Source organism: Lysinibacillus sp. UBA5994 (genome assembly GCF_002429725.1).
Taxonomy (GTDB): domain Bacteria; phylum Bacillota; class Bacilli; order Bacillales_A; family Planococcaceae; genus Lysinibacillus; species Lysinibacillus capsici.
On the sequence record NZ_DJAU01000037.1, the window covers coordinates 1 to 17,389 of the forward strand.

18 protein-coding genes are annotated in these 17,389 nt (G+C 37.3%); all 18 read left to right on the forward strand.

Annotated features, from left to right (window positions below; all coding sequences use genetic code 11):
* Positions 1 to 185: 185 nt before the first annotated feature.
* The 18 genes from B3D98_RS12435 to B3D98_RS12520 all read left to right on the forward strand — a co-directional run bounded on the left by B3D98_RS12435 (position 186) and on the right by B3D98_RS12520 (position 17,287).
* Entirely contained in the window at positions 186 to 365 is a 180-nt protein-coding gene (locus tag B3D98_RS12435; protein WP_004229193.1) for a small, acid-soluble spore protein, alpha/beta type, read from the forward strand.
* Positions 366 to 585: 220 nt separating this feature from the next.
* Positions 586 to 1,452 carry a 4-(cytidine 5'-diphospho)-2-C-methyl-D-erythritol kinase gene (gene ispE, locus B3D98_RS12440; RefSeq protein ID WP_048395447.1) on the forward strand — a complete coding sequence of 289 codons (867 nt, stop codon included), beginning with the start codon at positions 586 to 588 and terminating at the stop codon, positions 1,450 to 1,452.
* Between the two features lie 56 nt (positions 1,453 to 1,508).
* A complete protein-coding gene (purR, locus tag B3D98_RS12445) occupies positions 1,509 to 2,342 on the forward strand; it encodes a pur operon repressor (protein WP_004229190.1) in 834 nt (277 codons plus the stop codon).
* Positions 2,339 to 2,713 (forward strand): RidA family protein, encoded by a 375-nt coding sequence (locus B3D98_RS12450; protein WP_004229189.1) that lies wholly within the window; start codon positions 2,339 to 2,341, stop codon positions 2,711 to 2,713. Before purR ends, B3D98_RS12450 begins: the two co-directional genes overlap by 4 nt.
* Before the next feature lie 220 nt (positions 2,714 to 2,933).
* Positions 2,934 to 3,236 carry a septation regulator SpoVG gene (gene spoVG, locus B3D98_RS12455; protein ID WP_048395448.1) on the forward strand — a complete coding sequence of 101 codons (303 nt, stop codon included), beginning with the start codon at positions 2,934 to 2,936 and terminating at the stop codon, positions 3,234 to 3,236.
* A gap of 261 nt (positions 3,237 to 3,497) precedes the next feature.
* Positions 3,498 to 4,868: a bifunctional UDP-N-acetylglucosamine diphosphorylase/glucosamine-1-phosphate N-acetyltransferase GlmU gene (gene glmU, locus B3D98_RS12460; RefSeq protein WP_103117249.1), complete on the forward strand. Its 1,371-nt coding sequence runs from the start codon at positions 3,498 to 3,500 to the stop codon at positions 4,866 to 4,868.
* A gap of 24 nt (positions 4,869 to 4,892) precedes the next feature.
* On the forward strand, positions 4,893 to 5,852 hold the full coding sequence (locus tag B3D98_RS12465; RefSeq protein ID WP_004229183.1) for a ribose-phosphate diphosphokinase: 960 nt from the start codon (positions 4,893 to 4,895) through the stop codon (positions 5,850 to 5,852).
* A gap of 253 nt (positions 5,853 to 6,105) precedes the next feature.
* Positions 6,106 to 6,702: a 50S ribosomal protein L25/general stress protein Ctc gene (locus B3D98_RS12470; RefSeq protein ID WP_054548595.1), complete on the forward strand. Its 597-nt coding sequence runs from the start codon at positions 6,106 to 6,108 to the stop codon at positions 6,700 to 6,702.
* A 146-nt stretch (positions 6,703 to 6,848) separates the two neighbouring features.
* A complete protein-coding gene (pth, locus tag B3D98_RS12475) occupies positions 6,849 to 7,415 on the forward strand; it encodes an aminoacyl-tRNA hydrolase (protein WP_016993791.1) in 567 nt (188 codons plus the stop codon).
* 241 nt (positions 7,416 to 7,656) lie between these two features.
* Positions 7,657 to 7,884: an anti-sigma-F factor Fin gene (locus B3D98_RS12480; protein WP_016993788.1), complete on the forward strand. Its 228-nt coding sequence runs from the start codon at positions 7,657 to 7,659 to the stop codon at positions 7,882 to 7,884.
* Between the two features lie 140 nt (positions 7,885 to 8,024).
* Positions 8,025 to 11,537 (forward strand): transcription-repair coupling factor, encoded by a 3,513-nt coding sequence (gene mfd, locus B3D98_RS12485; protein ID WP_288583289.1) that lies wholly within the window; start codon positions 8,025 to 8,027, stop codon positions 11,535 to 11,537.
* A 311-nt stretch (positions 11,538 to 11,848) separates the two neighbouring features.
* Positions 11,849 to 12,385, forward strand: coding sequence for a stage V sporulation protein T (gene spoVT / locus B3D98_RS12490; RefSeq protein WP_004229174.1), 537 nt, complete (start codon positions 11,849 to 11,851; stop codon positions 12,383 to 12,385).
* A gap of 158 nt (positions 12,386 to 12,543) precedes the next feature.
* Positions 12,544 to 14,166 carry a putative polysaccharide biosynthesis protein gene (locus tag B3D98_RS12495; protein ID WP_066038163.1) on the forward strand — a complete coding sequence of 541 codons (1,623 nt, stop codon included), beginning with the start codon at positions 12,544 to 12,546 and terminating at the stop codon, positions 14,164 to 14,166.
* Positions 14,167 to 14,174: 8 nt separating this feature from the next.
* The gene (gene mazG / locus B3D98_RS12500) at positions 14,175 to 15,635 is read left to right on the forward strand and encodes a nucleoside triphosphate pyrophosphohydrolase (protein WP_115674071.1); all 1,461 of its coding nucleotides are present in this window, start codon (positions 14,175 to 14,177) and stop codon (positions 15,633 to 15,635) included.
* Positions 15,636 to 15,639: 4 nt separating this feature from the next.
* Complete coding sequence (locus B3D98_RS12505; RefSeq protein WP_288583294.1) at positions 15,640 to 15,930, forward strand: RNA-binding S4 domain-containing protein; 291 nt, start codon at positions 15,640 to 15,642, stop codon at positions 15,928 to 15,930.
* A 147-nt stretch (positions 15,931 to 16,077) separates the two neighbouring features.
* The gene (gene yabP / locus B3D98_RS12510) at positions 16,078 to 16,377 is read left to right on the forward strand and encodes a sporulation protein YabP (protein WP_004229167.1); all 300 of its coding nucleotides are present in this window, start codon (positions 16,078 to 16,080) and stop codon (positions 16,375 to 16,377) included.
* Complete coding sequence (yabQ, locus tag B3D98_RS12515) at positions 16,374 to 16,865, forward strand: spore cortex biosynthesis protein YabQ (RefSeq protein WP_048395335.1); 492 nt, start codon at positions 16,374 to 16,376, stop codon at positions 16,863 to 16,865. Before yabP ends, yabQ begins: the two co-directional genes overlap by 4 nt.
* A 17-nt stretch (positions 16,866 to 16,882) precedes the next feature.
* Entirely contained in the window at positions 16,883 to 17,287 is a 405-nt protein-coding gene (locus B3D98_RS12520) for an FtsB family cell division protein (RefSeq protein ID WP_048395333.1), read from the forward strand.
* Positions 17,288 to 17,389: the final 102 nt, after the last annotated feature.

Sequence of the window (17,389 nt, forward strand, 5' to 3'; positions counted from 1 at the left end):
TACACAGATATTTTAACTGAAGCAGTAGAGATTACATTTTTAGACGAAGCAAAGGCTGCTGTCGCAAAATAGTTTCTAGTACTTATTTCTATATTTTAGAAACACTCATGTATATTAAAAATACATGAGTGTTTTGCGTTTTCACGGGCATACTAAATTCGTCAGTTGTTAAAGGAGGAGTTTATATGCCTAGAAAAGGTATCATGTCACCTCGTTTAAAAGAAGAGATCGCAAAAGAACTTGGATTTTATGATGTTGTGCAAAAGGAAGGCTGGGGCGGCATAAAAGCTCGTGATGCTGGTAATATGGTCAAACGTGCCATAGAAATGGCAGAACGGGCAAGTAGTGAGCAAGAGCGTAAGTAGACTGTTTTTGCTAAAATAGTCATCTTATAAAGTTTCATTCAGCAGGGATGAAAATCCTTACTGACACAACAAATACAACTGACGAGAGAGAGCCGTTACTCCGAATAGGGTAAACGGTTCTTTTTTTCCATTTTCGTATTCTCAATATGGTAAAATAAAATGAATAATCTTGCGCGAAAAAAAGAACTGTTTATACGTGTAGCTATAAGGAGGAAGAAAGATGCTTTATGTAAAGGCGCCTGCAAAAATCAATTTAACATTAGATGTACTTTATAAAAGACCGGATAATTTTCACGAAGTGGAGATGGTTATGACAACAGTCGATTTAGCTGATCGTATCAGTCTTGAATCTCGAGAAGATGGTGTTATTCAAATAATTTCAACAGATAATTTTGTACCAAATGACCATCGTAATTTTGCTTATCAGGCAGCGCGTCTCATTAAAGATACATATGGCATTAGACAAGGTGTATCCATTACGATTGAAAAGGAAATCCCTATAGCAGCAGGACTCGCAGGAGGTAGTAGTGATGCAGCTGCAACATTAAAAGGGCTAAATGAACTGTGGGATTTAGGTTTATCAATAGATGAATTAGCGGAACTTGGTGCTAAAATTGGTTCGGATGTTTCGTTTTGTGTTTACGGAGGCACGGCACTCGCTACAGGACGAGGCGAAAAAATAAAGGAATTACCAGCTCCACCTAATTGTTGGGTTGTACTAGCTAAGCCTAAAATTGGTGTGTCGACAGCAGAAGTTTATGGGGGTCTTAAGGTTGAAGGACTGCAACACCCCAATACACAGCAGATGATACAAGCTATAGAGACAAAAGATTATGAGCTATTATGTTCTTCATTAGGAAATGTTTTGGAAACTGTAACATTTAAGCTACACCCAGAAGTTGTGATGTTAAAGGAACAAATGAAGCGCTTTGGGGCAGATGCCACGCTAATGAGTGGAAGCGGTCCAACTGTATTTGGGCTAGTGGATAGTGAAGCTCGTGTAAGTCGCATTTATAATGGTTTACGTGGTTTTTGTGAGGAAGTTTATGCAGTACGAATTTTGGGTGAGCGAAATACGCTTGCTTAGAAACGCAAATTTGTGTTAATTTTACCTATAAATATTCGTGTATAGGAGAGGGTCGCATGAAATGGAAGCGTAGTGAACGACTAGTTGATATGACGTACTACTTACTAGAACATCCACATCAGCTGATCCCGCTAACTTATTTTTCAGAACTATATCAATCTGCTAAGTCATCCATTAGTGAAGATTTAACGATTGTAAAAGAAACATTCGAAGAAAAAGGAATCGGGTTATTGATGACAGTGCCGGGTGCTGCAGGAGGAGTAAAGTATATTCCGAAAATGTCCGAGGCTGAAGTACGTTTAGTGATTCAAGATTTAAAAGCAGAGCTAGAACATTCAGATCGATTGTTACCAGGTGGTTACTTATTTATGACGGACTTGCTTGGAAACCCAGATTTAATTAATCGTGTAGGAAAGGTCTTTGCTTCGGCCTTTGCAGATCAACAAATCGATGTCATAATGACAGTAGCAACTAAAGGGATATCCATCGCTCATGCCATTGCAAGACATTTAAATGTACCAGTGGTTGTTGTGAGAAGAGATAGTAAAGTAACAGAAGGTTCTACAGTAAGCATTAACTATGTATCTGGTTCTTCTAGAAGAATTCAGACAATGGTATTATCAAAAAGAAGCATGAAGAGTGGACAACGTGTATTAATTACTGACGACTTTATGAAGGTCGGCGGTACTATGAATGGCATGAAAAATCTCTTAGAGGAGTTTGACTGTCAGCTAGCAGGCATTGCAGTGCTTGTGGAGGCTGAGCATGCGGACGAAACATTAGTAGATGATTATTATTCACTTGTAAAGCTTCATGAAGTTAATGAAAAAGATCGAACAATTGCATTAAGTGAAGGTAACTATTTTTCTAAAAGGGGACATGACAAATGAAAGTAGTAGCAACAACAAATGCACCAGCAGCAATCGGACCATATTCACAAGGTATTATTGTTAACGGAATGTTTTATAGCTCTGGTCAAATTCCATTAACAGCTACAGGTGATTTAGTGGAAGGCGATATAACTGTACAAACAAATCAAGTATTTGCTAATTTAAAAGCTGTTTTAGCGGAAGCTGGAACTTCTTTAGATAATGTTGTAAAAACAACGGTCTTTATGAAAGATATGAATGACTTTGTAGCGATGAATGAAGTTTATGCAAATCATTTCGGTGATCATAAACCAGCTCGTTCAGCTGTAGAGGTAGCCCGTCTTCCGAAAGATGTAAAAGTAGAAATCGAAGTAATCGCAATCGTAAAATAAATAAAACTTATTAAGCTCACTAAAGAGAATCTTTATTCTTTTTAGTGGGTTTTTTTACGCCGACAAACAATTGTCAAAAATTACGTATATAAGAAAAAATATTATTCTAATAAGTATTCAAATTTTTTAGAAAATTTGATAGACTATGAAAAGGAAAATATTCGGTAATTGAGAATATAATATTTTCATTTAGGCATCCAAGAAGAGAGGTGGTGAGAAAATGGAAGTTACTGATGTGAGATTACGTCGGGTACAGACGGATGGTCGCATGCGTGCGATTGCTTCCATTACACTTGATAATGAGTTTGTTGTTCACGATATTCGTGTCATTGATGGAAATACTGGTTTATTTGTAGCTATGCCTAGTAAACGAACACCAGATGGGGAATTTAGAGATATTGCTCATCCAATTAATTCTGATACTCGAAATAAAATTCAGGAGATTATTTTAAACGAGTATCATAACTCTAGTGAAATAGAGGAAGCTGGTAAAGAAGAAGAATTAGAGGGAATCGGTGTGTAATAAATAGTAAATAACTTACTTTTTAAGGATATGTTACAAACTTACGGTAAAAAAGATAGGAAGAACTCTTCTAGTTGGAAGGGTTCTTTTTATTTTGATAAAAAGATAATATGAGCAATTTCAGGATATACTTCATGACATTCGAGCATAAGGTGCATTGGATTTAGGAATTCATGTTTTTGTCAACTCTACATGCCTTGAAAATAGATGAATTTTGCTATATAGTCATAAGAGAAAATGAGCGTATTGGAGGACTTACAGATGAGCAATATTTTTGCTGTCATTTTGGCTGCAGGTCAAGGTACACGTATGAAGTCCAAATTATATAAAGTGCTCCATCCAGTATGTGGGAAACCAATGGTACAACATGTGGTGGATCATATTCAGACGTTAGATGTGAATCGCATTGTAACGGTTGTCGGACATGGTGCTGAAAAAGTGCAACAACAGCTTGGTGATAAAAGTGAGTATGTGCTGCAGGCTGAACAACTAGGTACAGCGCACGCTGTGCAACAAGCAGAGGCCATTTTAGGTAATGAAGAAGGTACAACATTAGTTGTATGTGGAGATACACCACTAATTCGTCCTGAAACGATGCAAGCTCTATTCGAACATCATCAAGCAAAGAATGCTAAAGCAACTATTTTAACTGCAATTGCTGAAAATCCAACTGGCTATGGCCGTATATTACGTGGCAGTAACGGACAGGTGGAGCAAATTGTTGAACAAAAGGATGCTTCAGCAGAGCAGCAATTAGTAAAAGAAATAAACACAGGCACATATTGCTTTGATAACAAATTATTATTTGAAACATTGAAGCTTGTGAAAAATGATAATGCTCAAGGTGAATACTATTTACCAGATGTCATTGAAATTTTACAAAAGCAAGGTGATATTGTTGAAGCATATGTCACTGATGATTTTGAAGAAACACTAGGTGTTAACGATCGCGTGGCTTTATCACAAGCCGAGACATTAATGCGTACAAGAATCAACGAGAAACATATGCGGAATGGTGTAACAATTATCCATCCTGAAACAACGCATATTAGTGCAGATGCAGTTATTGGGCGTGATACGGTGATTCAACCTGGCTCAATGATTGAAGGTGCTACTGTGATCGGTGAAGATTGCATTATCGGGCCAAACACTCAAATCATAGATAGCCGCGTTGGTGATCGTACAACTATACATTCTTCAGTTGTCCGTGAAAGCGCTATTGCAGAGGATACTGCTATTGGGCCATTTGCTCATATTCGACCACTTTCAGACATCGGTAGTCATGTCAAAATTGGTAACTTTGTAGAAGTGAAGAAAAGCAAGCTAGATAATGGCTCGAAAGTTTCACATTTAAGTTATATTGGCGATGCTGAGATCGGTAGTAACGTCAATATTGGTTGTGGTTCCATTACAGTAAACTATGATGGAAAAAACAAGTTCAAAACAATTATTGAAGATGATGTATTTGTAGGATGTAATACTAACTTAGTAGCGCCAGTGAAAGTTGGAAAAGGTTCATTTATTGCAGCAGGTTCTACAATTACAAAAGAAGTTCCTGAAGATGCACTTGCCATAGCTCGTGCAAGACAAGAAAACAAACCGAATTATGTAAGCAAATTAAATTCAAAATAATTATCAACTAAACAGGAGGCCATCATGCCGTATCATTATGCAAACTCACAATTAAAAATATTTTCACTTAACTCTAATAATCCATTAGCTCAAGAAATTGCGCAGGAAATGGGCGTAGAATTAGGTAAATCTTCTGTTAAGCACTTCAGTGATGGAGAGATTCAAATTAGCATTGAAGAAAGTATTCGAGGTTGTGATGTGTTTATCGTGCAGTCTACTTCTGCACCTGTAAACGAACATTTAATGGAGCTTTTAATTATGGTAGATGCAGTTAAACGTGCATCTGCTCGTACAGTAAACGTTGTAATGCCTTATTATGGTTATGCACGCCAAGATCGTAAAGCAAAAGCGCGCGAGCCAATTACAGCTAAATTAGTGGCAAACCTACTTGAAACTGCTGGTGCAACACGTGTTATCGTATTAGATTTACACGCACCTCAAATCCAAGGGTTCTTCGATATCCTAATCGACCACTTAATGGCAGTACCATTACTATCTGATTACTTCAAATCTAAAGGTATTCCAGGAGATGAGATCGTTATTGTTTCACCAGATCATGGTGGGGTAACACGTGCTCGTAAAATGGCTGAACGATTAAAAGCACCGATTGCAATTATTGACAAACGTCGTCCGAAACCAAACGTTGCGGAAGTGATGAACATTGTTGGTAATGTTGATGGTAAAGTGGCAATCTTGATTGATGATATTATTGATACAGCAGGTACAATTACAATTGGGGCAGATGCGTTACGTGCTGCTGGTGCAAAAGAAGTTTACGCTTGCTGTTCACACCCTGTATTATCTGGTCCAGCAATTGAACGTATTGAAAACTCTGCTATTAAAGAATTAGTGGTGACAAATACAATTCAGCTTTCAGACGAGAAAAAATCTCCAAAAATTACAGAGCTTTCTGTAGCTAAATTAATGGCGGATGCTATCTCTCGCGTTTATGAAAATAAATCTGTAAGTACTCTATTTGATTAATAAATATTGTAAGTATAAGACCAATCTACTCTTTGAGAAGATTGGTCTTTTCTATATAAATTGGACACTATTTCATCAAGACGAAGAAATAGATGAGTGTTTTATGTGTGAGCCTTCTCACAAAGGGGTATAATAATAATGTGTCTTAATAATATTTACTCTACCTTAAACAAATAGAGCTAAGTATTATCATAGCCTACAACGAATTATTGTTGAGGCGTAAATAATTTTCTTGGAAGGGGAATAAAGAAGTATGAGTACAGTATTAAGTGTTACAAAGCGCGAAACTGGGCATCGTTCAACATTAACCCAACTTAGAAAAGGGGGAGCCATTCCTGCAGTTATTTACGGCTACAAAGTAGATTCAACCCCAATTTCTATTGCTGCAAAAGATTTTAAAAAGTCCATTCAAAAAAATGGGCAAAATAGTGTGTTTTCGCTAGAGTTAGAGGGGAAAAAGGTGAATGCTGTTGTGTCAGAGATTCAGCAATGTTCATTGAAAGATGAAGTAAATCATATTGACTTTTTAGCCATTAATATGGCGGAAGAGCTAGAAGCTGATGTCCCGATTAAATTACTTGGACAGTCAGTTGGTGTGAGTGAGGGCGGTATTTTAATGCAGCCTAACTTAGAATTAAAAGTTAAAGTAAAGCCAACAGAGTTACCCGAATCAATTGATGTGGACATTTCATCGTTGAAAATTGGGGAATCCCTAACAGTAGCAGATATTCGCGATGCTACATCTGTTGAAATTATTAGTGAAGATGATTATATGTTAGTAACCATTGTGGCGCCTGTTTCTGTAGAGGAAGAGACTACAGAAAATGAAGAAGGGCAAGAGTCAGTATAAAAGTAAATACGCTTAAGGCTAATAAGAAGGCTATAGCTTTCTTGTTAGCCTTATTTTTTATGCCTTTTAACAATTGTACAAAATGCTTTCTAGGCGTGCTATATGGTAAAATAATGACTATTAGATTTGAAAGAAGAGAGGTACTTATGAAAATTATCGTTGGTTTAGGAAACCCAGGTAAACCTTATGAGCATACAAGACATAATATCGGCTTTGATGTGATTGATGCGTTAGCAGAAAAATGGGGAACACCTTTAACAAATTCAAAATTTAACGGGATGTACACAACTGTACATCGACCAGAAGGAAAGGTTCTACTTGTTAAACCATTAACATATATGAATTTATCAGGGGAATGTGTTGGTCCCCTAATGGACTATTTTGACATAGAGGTAGAAGATTTAATTGTCATTTATGATGACTTGGATTTAGAGACAGGTAAATTACGTCTGCGACAAAAAGGGAGTGCAGGTGGTCATAACGGCATTAAATCATTAATTCAACATTTAGGCACTCAGGAATTTAATCGTATTCGAGTGGGCATTAATCGTCCACCAGCGGGCATGAAGGTAGCAGACTATGTGTTAGCTAAATTTTCGAAGGAAGACCAAGTTCTTATGCAAGACGCCATTGTAAATTCTGTAAACGCTGTTGAAGCATCTCTTTCAAAGCCGTTTCTTGATGTGATGAATCACTTTAACGCAAGCAAATAGATGGAAGTAATAAAATTTATGTTAAAGTTTTTGGATAATTGGCATGGTGTAAGGTGAGTAATGAGCTGCCTTACACTATTATTACAGCTAATACTTGTAGTGAATAGTCTTAGCTACAGGTAAAAATTAATTCTCTAATTTTTAAGTTATTGCAATGAGGATGACAGTGAAAAGTGCATAATCCTTTTTATAAATGTCTATACTTTAAGTAGAAAGTTGCTTAAAGGAGGATGATTTGGAGATGTCAGTTCGCTATCGATGTCGGCATTGTGAAGTAGAAATAGGGACACTACCATTTGATGCAGATGATACAATTCGAAAGTTGCATATTTTCGAATTGGGAGAAGCGGATGATTATGTTGAGAAAGATCAACATGGTCAAACGACTGTGCACTGCATTTGTGAGCAATGTGAGGATTCGCTGAGACAATATCCAGATTATCACGCACTCAATAAATGGATTCAATAATTGGAAGGATGCTTTGACACACTTATGTGTGTTCAAGGCTTTTTCCATTTCATAAAACAGCCATTAATAGAGATATGTAAAATAACACTAGAATAATAGAAATAAAAATATAGAATTTATGCTGAAAGGAGCTTTTGACTGTGGAGGTTTTACGACAGCTTGTGTCGCAAGATAAACATATTACATCATTTTTAAAGGAAATTCAGAGCGGTCAAACTGCATCACAGCTTATTACAGGTTTAACAGGAAGCGCACGCCCCGTAATGGTCGATGTGTTATTTGAATATGTAAAGAAGCCAATCTATATTATCTCTCCTAATCTATTGCAGGCACAAAAAATGGTTGATGAGCTTGCTGGATTGTTAGGTGAAGAACATGTTCATTATTACCCAGCAGATGAATTTATTGCAGCCGATCTTTCTGTAGCTTCACCAGAACTTCGCGCGGAGCGAATTGCGACGCTTGATTGCTTAGCTAGAGGTGAGAAAGCCATATATGTAATACCTGTGGCTGGTTTACGTAAAATAATGCAGCCTAAGGAACACTGGCTACATTATTTTTTACAAACAGCCGTAGGCGAAGATATTGAAATTGAGATGTGGTTACAAACATTAGTAGAGATGGGCTATGTACGGAATTCAATGGTGACATCACCTGGAGAGTTCGCGTTGCGTGGGGGGATTTTAGATATTTATCCACCTTATTTGGAATCACCTATTCGTATTGAATTATTTGACACAGAGGTTGATTCCATACGAACATTTTCAGCAGATGACCAACGTTCTATTGATAAATTACAAAAAATTCGTATTCTTCCTGCTTCAGAGGTCATTCTTACTAAATCAGAAAGACAGGCATTAGCAGGCCGTTTAGAAGTGGCATTAGCAGCCAGTCTAAAGAAGGTAAAAAAGCAGGAGACACAGGAACTTCTGTATCAGCATATTCAATATGATATTGAATTGCTACAGCAAGGAAATTTACCTGATTATGTAAACAAATATGGCTCATTATTATACGATAAAACAGCCTTTTTGGGAGATTACTTTGAACATGATGGTATTGTACTTTTTGACGAGCTTGGACGTATTCAAGAGGTAATGGATGCATGGGAACGTGAAGAAGATGAATGGTTTTTATCTTTAATCGAAGAGGGAAAAATGGTTCATGATGTCAAACCCGCCTTCTCATTAAAAGAAATATTGGCGATGTTGTCACAACAAAAGCTTTCATTTTCATTATTTTCGCGAACATTTGCAGGGATTACGTTTACTAAAACAACTAACTTTTCTTGCAAACCAATGCAGCAATTTCATGGACAAATGTCCTTGCTTCAAAGTGAGGTTGAACGCTGGTTACTTGGCAAATTTACAGTTCTAATCATAGCAAGGGATAAAGAACGAGTAAAAAAGGTTCAGCAAATGCTTGAAGAGTACGATATTCATACGGCGATAGGTGAGCCGACAGAACCTGGTATTTATATTGTAGATGGTGGTTTGTCGAGTGGCTTTGAATTGCCTCTACAGCGTTTAGCAATTGTAACAGAAGACGAGCTCTTTAAACAGCAGGCAAAGAAAAAAGCACGTACACAAAAAATGACTAATGCTGAACGTATTAAAAGTTATACGGAAATTAAGCCAGGTGATTATGTTGTGCATGTTCATCATGGGATTGGTAAATACATCGGTGTAGAGACATTAGAGGTTAATGGTACACATAAGGATTACCTGCACATACGATATCGTGCAGACGATAAATTATATGTCCCTGTAGAGCAAATAGACTTAATCCAAAAATATGTGGCGTCAGAGGATCGTGAACCAAAGCTACATAAATTAGGTGGAGCAGAGTGGAAAAAGGCGAAAGCGAAGGTATCCTCTGCTGTACAGGATATTGCAGATGATTTAATAAAGCTGTATGCAAAGCGTGAAGCAGAGAAAGGGCATGCTTTTACACCTGATAACGACGACCAACGTAATTTTGAAGCGATGTTCCCTTATGAGGAAACAGAGGATCAGCTACGTTCAATTGTTGAAGTAAAACGAGATATGGAACGTGAACGCCCTATGGATCGTTTAGTCTGTGGCGATGTAGGCTATGGTAAGACAGAGGTAGCCATTCGTGCCGCATTTAAGGCTATTCAAGATGGAAAGCAAGTGGCATTCCTTGTCCCTACTACTATCTTGGCTCAGCAACATTATGAGACAATTCGTGAGCGCTTTCAGGATTTCGCCATTAATGTTGGATTGTTATCTCGCTTCCGTTCGAAGAAAGAGCAAACAGCCACATTAAAAGGCTTAAAAGAAGGCCGAGTCGATATAGTTATTGGAACACACCGTATTTTATCTAAAGATTTAATTTTCCAAGACCTTGGTCTGCTAATTGTGGATGAAGAGCAACGCTTTGGTGTGACGCATAAGGAAAAAATTAAGCAGTTAAAGACAAATGTCGATGTCTTAACTTTAACAGCTACACCTATCCCAAGGACACTTCATATGTCCATGGTAGGGGTCCGAGATTTATCTGTTATTGAAACGCCTCCTGCTAATCGCTTCCCAGTTCAAACATATGTTATGGAGCACAGCGGGGCATTAGTACGAGAAGCTATTGAGAGGGAAATGGCACGTGGCGGACAAGTATTTTATTTATATAATCGGGTTGAGGATATGGCTCGAAGGGTTGAGGAGATTCAAGTACTCGTCCCTGAAGCACGTATAGGCTTTGCTCATGGAAAAATGACTGAGTCAGAGCTAGAATCAGTGATTTTAGCCTTTTTAGAGGGTGATTATGATGTGCTTGTCACGACAACAATTATCGAGACAGGTGTCGATATACCGAATGTAAATACGTTAATTGTCCATGATGCTGATCGTATGGGCTTAGCCCAGCTCTACCAATTACGCGGTCGCGTTGGACGTTCTAACAGAGTAGCCTATGCGTATTTTATGTACCAACGCGACAAAGTTCTGACAGATGTAGCAGAGCAACGTTTACAAGCAATTAAAGAATTTACAGAGCTTGGCTCAGGCTTTAAAATTGCGATGCGAGATTTATCTATTCGAGGTGCAGGAAACTTACTTGGAGCGCAGCAACATGGCTTTATTGATTCAGTCGGCTTCGATTTATATTCACAAATGCTTCAGGATGCCATTGCGGAACGTCAAACAGGCGTGAAGAAAGAAGAAAAGCCAGATATAGAAATTTTGCTGAGTATTGATGCTTATATTCCAGACGCTTACATTCCAGATGGTTATCAAAAGATCCAAATGTATAAACGAATTAAAGCCATGGATCAGGTGGAGGAGTATGACGAAATCATGGAGGAATTAGAGGATCGATTTGGCGATCTTCCAATTGAAACAGAGCGTTTACTTCGAATAGCACGAATGAAAGTTTGGGGCTTAGGTGCGGGAGTAGTATCTGTAAAGGAGAAGCAAAAACTTATTACAATACTATTGTCAGAACAAGGGACGGCAAGTGTCGATGGCAGTAAGATTATTGAAGAATCGATGAAATTCGAGCGTGCTGTTGGTTTTGGTATGGATGGCATGCAGTTAAAATTAACAATAGATGAACGCAAGAGTGGGAAATATCAACCCTTTGATATGTTGGAAGAGCTAATGCAAATTATTGATAAAGCAAAAAAGCAGCCATAGTAGTTAAAAGGCTAATCTTATCTTTTNNAAAAGATAAGATTAGCCTTTTTCATGTTGCTTCAGTAATCATCATCTCTAACATATTTGCTCACAGGAATAATTGATTTTTTCCAATATTTTTTATGAATTAATTATAGAAACTTATTCCTTGGGTAGTCTAATAAAGAGTTGATTGATGTAATACAGTTTTTTGAAAAAAATTGATTGATGGTTGTGAAATCCTTTTTCTTCAGTTTTTGCATAGATTGCTCAAATAAAAACCATACTATCATTGAATTAAAATTTCATTGTAGCGAAAGCGAGGCATTAGAATGAAGGCAACAGGAATTGTTCGTCGTATTGATGATTTAGGGCGTGTAGTTATTCCAAAAGAAATTCGTAGGACGCTACGTATTCGTGAAGGCGACCCGCTTGAAATTTATACGGACCGTGAAGGCGAAGTCATTTTAAAGAAATATTCTCCCATCAATGATTTGGGGGAATTTGCAAGAGAATATGTTGAAACACTTTATGAAACGATGGGCACACCAGCATTTGTCACTGACCGTGATGAAGTAATCGCTGTTGCAGGGATAGGGAAAAAGGAATATATAAATCGTCGCATTACGTCCTTTGCGGAAAGCTTTATGGACGAACGCTCCACAAAAATAGAAAAAATGGAGACAACGATTGAAATTGTCCCTGGACAATATGAGCAAGTAAAATCATATTGTGCGACACCTATTATGGTGAATGGTGACCCAATAGGCTGTATTATCGTCTTGTCTAAAGTACACTTTGTTGGTGAGGTAGAAGTCAAAGTAGTGGAAACAGCTGCAAACTTCTTAGCAAAACAAATGAATAGTTAATGCATGGAAAAGTTATTGCGATGACCTTTAAGGCTGAACAATAACTTTTTTGCGTACATAAGGATGAATCATTATAGGAACAGTAGTGCCACCTTGCACGTCAAACTTTTGAGATATGCTATACTATTGGCATTGCTAAGAAGGAAAGAGGGCAATTTATGTCGCAACGTTTTGGTATGAAAAGCTACATGAAGGGTGCCGCCTTATTGACGATAGCAGCCCTTATTGTAAAAGTTCTTAGTGCCATTTACCGTGTGCCTTTTCAAAATCTAGTAGGTGATGAAGGCTTTTATATCTATCAACAGGTATATCCAGTTATTTCAATCTTCGTTGTTTGGACATCTAGTGGCTTTGCTATAGCCATTTCTAAAATGCTTGCAGACAATGATTGTATTGTTGATACAATAGAACGTGATGAAAGACGTCGCACTATAACACAGGTAGTTTTCAGGTATTTAACGGTATTATCACTACTGTTTTTTGCCATTTTATTTGGAGGTGCTGAAAAGATTGCCCATTTAATGGGAGATATTCAATTAGCACCACTTATTCGTACAGGCTCCTTAGTAGTATTGGTTATGCCGGCGCTGGCTATTTTAAAAGGTAGCTTTCAATCTAGAGCAATTATGGAGCCTATTGCTTATGCCCAAGTACTTGAACAAGCAGTGAGAGTAACTGTCATATTAGCAGGTACCTTTCTTATTATGACAACGACTAAATCTCTTTATGGTGCAGGAAAAATGGCTGTTATCGGTACAGTAATTGGAGAAATTACAGCCTTGCTATTACTTGCTTATATCTCATATAAACGATTTGGTCTACTGCAAGTTAAACAACATCTACAACGTAATCCAAGTTTACCTATCATTAAAGAGGTCACTTGGCTCAGCTTGAGTGTCAGTATGAGTGGTCTACTACTACTTGGCTATCAATTGGTCGATTCATTTACAATCTATTCTTCATTAATTGATAATGGCATGACTCCTACAATTGCAAAGGAAACGAAGGGTATTTATGATCGAGGACAACCGTTAGTTCAACTAGGTGTTGTCATTGCATCCTCATTGTCGTTGGCCATTGTGCCACTTGTCGCCCATTTGTCGAAAAAACAAGCGGGACGTAGTGCAGTACCATTCATACAATTAACATACAAAGCATCCGTCCTGTTCGGCTGGTCTGCTGCACTAGGCTTAATGCTAGTTATGCCTTATTTAAATGAAATGCTTTTTAAAACCAATTCCTTATCGGAAGTATTGATTGTCTATGTATTTCAAATTGTCCCTTTGTCGATTATCCTTACATTTACAGCGATCTTACAAGGCTATGGAAAATTAAAAAAACCAGCTTTATTTCTCATAATCGGTTTTCTAATAAAAATTATATTAAATGTACGTTTAATTGGTGGATTAGGTGTACTAGGAGCTGCCATCGCAAATGATATAGGATTATTATTAACAGCAACCTTGCTAATTATTTATTTAAAAACATTGACTGGCATTCAATTAGCTTCAGGCGCATTTTATAAAAAAGTAGGTATAGCCTCCTTCAGTATGACAATCGTCGTTCTTATATGGTTACAGCTAGTATCGTCCTTGTTAAACCATTTGATGTCTTCACGTATGATAGCCATGGTGGCGGGTTTGACAGCAGTATCTATTGGGGCGTTTGTTATGCTAACAATTATTGCAAAGAAAAGAGTATTAATAGAAAAAGAGTGGTATTTACTGCCGTTTGGACGTAGAATGGCTGTTTACCAACTTTGGCTAAATTCAAGGAAGTAGGTGTAATATTGAATACATTAACAATTATTGGTTTAGGTGCAGGTGACTTTAATCAGCTGCAAATGGGTGTTTATAAAAAATTAAAGGCTGCTAAAAAATTATATGTACGAACAGTGGATCATCCGGTTTTAGAGGAATTAGCAGCAGAGGGTGTGGGATTTGAAAGTTTTGACGACGTTTATGAAAAACACGATACATTTCAACCTGTGTATGCAGAAATAGCTGATTCTCTTATAGAAGCTACCGCTGTTGAGGATGTTATGTATGCTGTGCCAGGGCATCCACTAGTTGCAGAGCAAACAGTGCAATTACTTATTGCAGCCGCAAATGAAGGGAAAATTGAGCTAGTCATTGAGGGTGGTCAGAGTTTTTTAGATCCCATTTTTGGTGTGTTAAAAATAGATCCAATTGAAGGCTTTCAATTACTTGATGGTACTAGTTTTTCAATGCATGACATTAACATGCGTCAGCATATCTTGATCGCTCAAGTATACGATACATTCAGTGCATCAGAAGTGAAGCTAACGTTGATGGAGAAATATGATGATGAGTATCCTGTGACAGTTGTGACAGCGGCTGGATCTTCACAGGAACAGATTGTCACAGTGCCACTCTATGAACTCGATCAAAGTGTAGAAGTAAATAATTTAACAACAGTCTATGTACCACCTGTAAAATCACAGGAGGAGTCATTAAGAGATTGGACAACATTCCGTCAAATCATTGCAACGCTGAGAGGTCCAAATGGCTGTCCTTGGGATCAAAAGCAAACACATGAGTCGTTGAAAAAATATTTACTTGAGGAAGCACATGAATACTTGGCTGCGGTCGATGCTGAGGATGATTTTGCTATGATTGAGGAACTTGGTGATGTGTTGTTACAAGTATTTTTGAATGCACAAATTGGAGAAGATCAAGGTTATTTTACACTTGAAGATGTGTTAGCTTCGATTAGTAAAAAAATGATTCGCCGCCATCCGCACGTTTTTGGGGATGTTGCAGTAGAAGATGCAGATGATGTCGTGGCTAATTGGGAGGCTATTAAAGCTGAGGAAAAAGAAACTAGCGACAAACCTTTATTAGACGAAGAATATAGAGCATCTTCGGCATTACAGACAGCCTACAATTATCAAAAAAGAGCTGCAAAAGTGGGCTTTGATTGGCCAGATGTGGAGGGAGCATGGGATAAATTTACCGAGGAATGGCAGGAATTTCGCCATGAGGTGACGAAAGGCTCTAATGCGTCCCGTCTTGATGAATTTGGCGATGTATTGTTCACATTAGTAAACTTAGCACGTTTCTATAAATTATCACCAGAAGAAGCCATGCTACATGCAAATGAGAAATTTGCAAGACGTTTCGGCTATGTTGAGCAACAGGTAAAAGCAAGTGGAAAACCATTTTCCGATTTTACATTAGAACAATTAGATGCATTTTGGAATGAAGCAAAGCAACTAGAAAAGGAGTAAGATTATGAGATTAGATAAGTTTTTAAAAGTATCCCGTTTAATAAAACGCCGTACTTTAGCCAAAGAAGTGGCCGATCAAGGACGTATTACAATCAATGAAAAGATTGTAAAAGCAAGTAGTACAGTGAAAGCTGGTGATGAGCTTGCTATCCGTTTTGGTCAAAAAATAGTAACGGCACGTGTAGAAGAAATACGTGATACTGTGAAAAAAGAAGATGCAGCAAAAATGTTTACCATTTTGAAAGAAGAACGACTTGAAAAGATTGAGCCTGAATTTATTGATGATGAGGATTAAAGCTAAATTTATTTTCTAGCCCTCCTATTGTTGTCCCGCCTTTCTTTTTGTAGGTGAAAGTATGATACAACTTAAATAAAGTTGTCATGCTTTGAAGGTTGTCCGCATAAAGTGAACAGAAGCTAGGACGACTAAAGGAGGAAAAAAATGACGCTACATCAAGAAAGTAATCGTTACACAATTCCATCTGGAGAGCATATTTTAACGATTCGTAATCGTAAAAGAATGGACATGACTTCTGTAAAATCAATTGAACGCTTTGATCAGGAAGAGTTTTTCATTAAGACGTCCCAAGGGCACTTGTTAATCCGTGGAGAGGAACTGCATATCGTTCATTTAGATGTTGACAAAGGATTATTGACACTTGAAGGAACTGTAAAAACCTTACAGTACGACGAGGAGGAAAGTGGCTTCTCGAAAGGTTTCCTTCATAAGTTATTTGGATGATTGTCAGTGAACAATTTTATCAATTAATTGTCATGGTTTTGAGCGGTATAGCAGTTGGTTTCATAATTGATAGTATAAGGCTTATTGTTTTTTCAACTCCAAAAAGGTCAAGCCTTCGAAAGTGGATGATGGTTGTTGAGTTAATAACTTGGATTCTACTTGGAGGGTTGACATACTATTTATTATTTTGGCTAAAAGATGGCGCTTGGCGGGCTTACGACCCGCTAGCGCAAATAGCCGGAATTTTTTTGTATCAATCATTTTTTCAAACCTTTTTACGTTTCGTTGCTAGAATTTTGGTGAATATAACATGGAGACCCTTTTGGTTCATTGTGCGTTTCATAATTACGGTTATTCGACAAATTTTGCAATTATTAATAAATATTGTTATGTTTGTTATAAGACCTTTTGTCAAAATTTATTCGTATTTGTCCTACACTTTTTTTAAAAAATTACGATATTTGAAGTATAATAAAAAGCAACAATAATTATCGGAGGTGCGGACATGACTAGACGTCATTCATCAAATGATGAATCCCAAAACTTCACTAAGCTTGATAATGACTATGTCCGTAACACGGATAGAGCTATAAATCGCAAACAACAGGCTCGAAAACGTAAGATGCGTCGTATTGTCTTTTTTGCGATTGTACCAGTCATTATTATTGCTCTTCTCTTAAATGTGCTGTCACATCAGAATGAAACATTAGCAGCAAAAGAGAAATCCAAAGAAGAAGCGAATCGGCATCTCACTGAATTGAAAGAAGAACAAGATACATTAAATCTTAAAATCAAACAATTGCAGGATGATGAATATATCGCAAAGCTATTAAGAAAAGAGTACTACTTATCGGAAAAAGGTGAGATTATTTTCATCATTCCAGATAAGGAAGATAAAAAAGACGACTGAAAAGCTATGTATTGTTGACACTCTTTTATTGTTATATATAATGAAAAGAGAAGCTTATTGCAGTAAAAAGTTTGATTAAATTGATTACATGGCTCAAAAGAG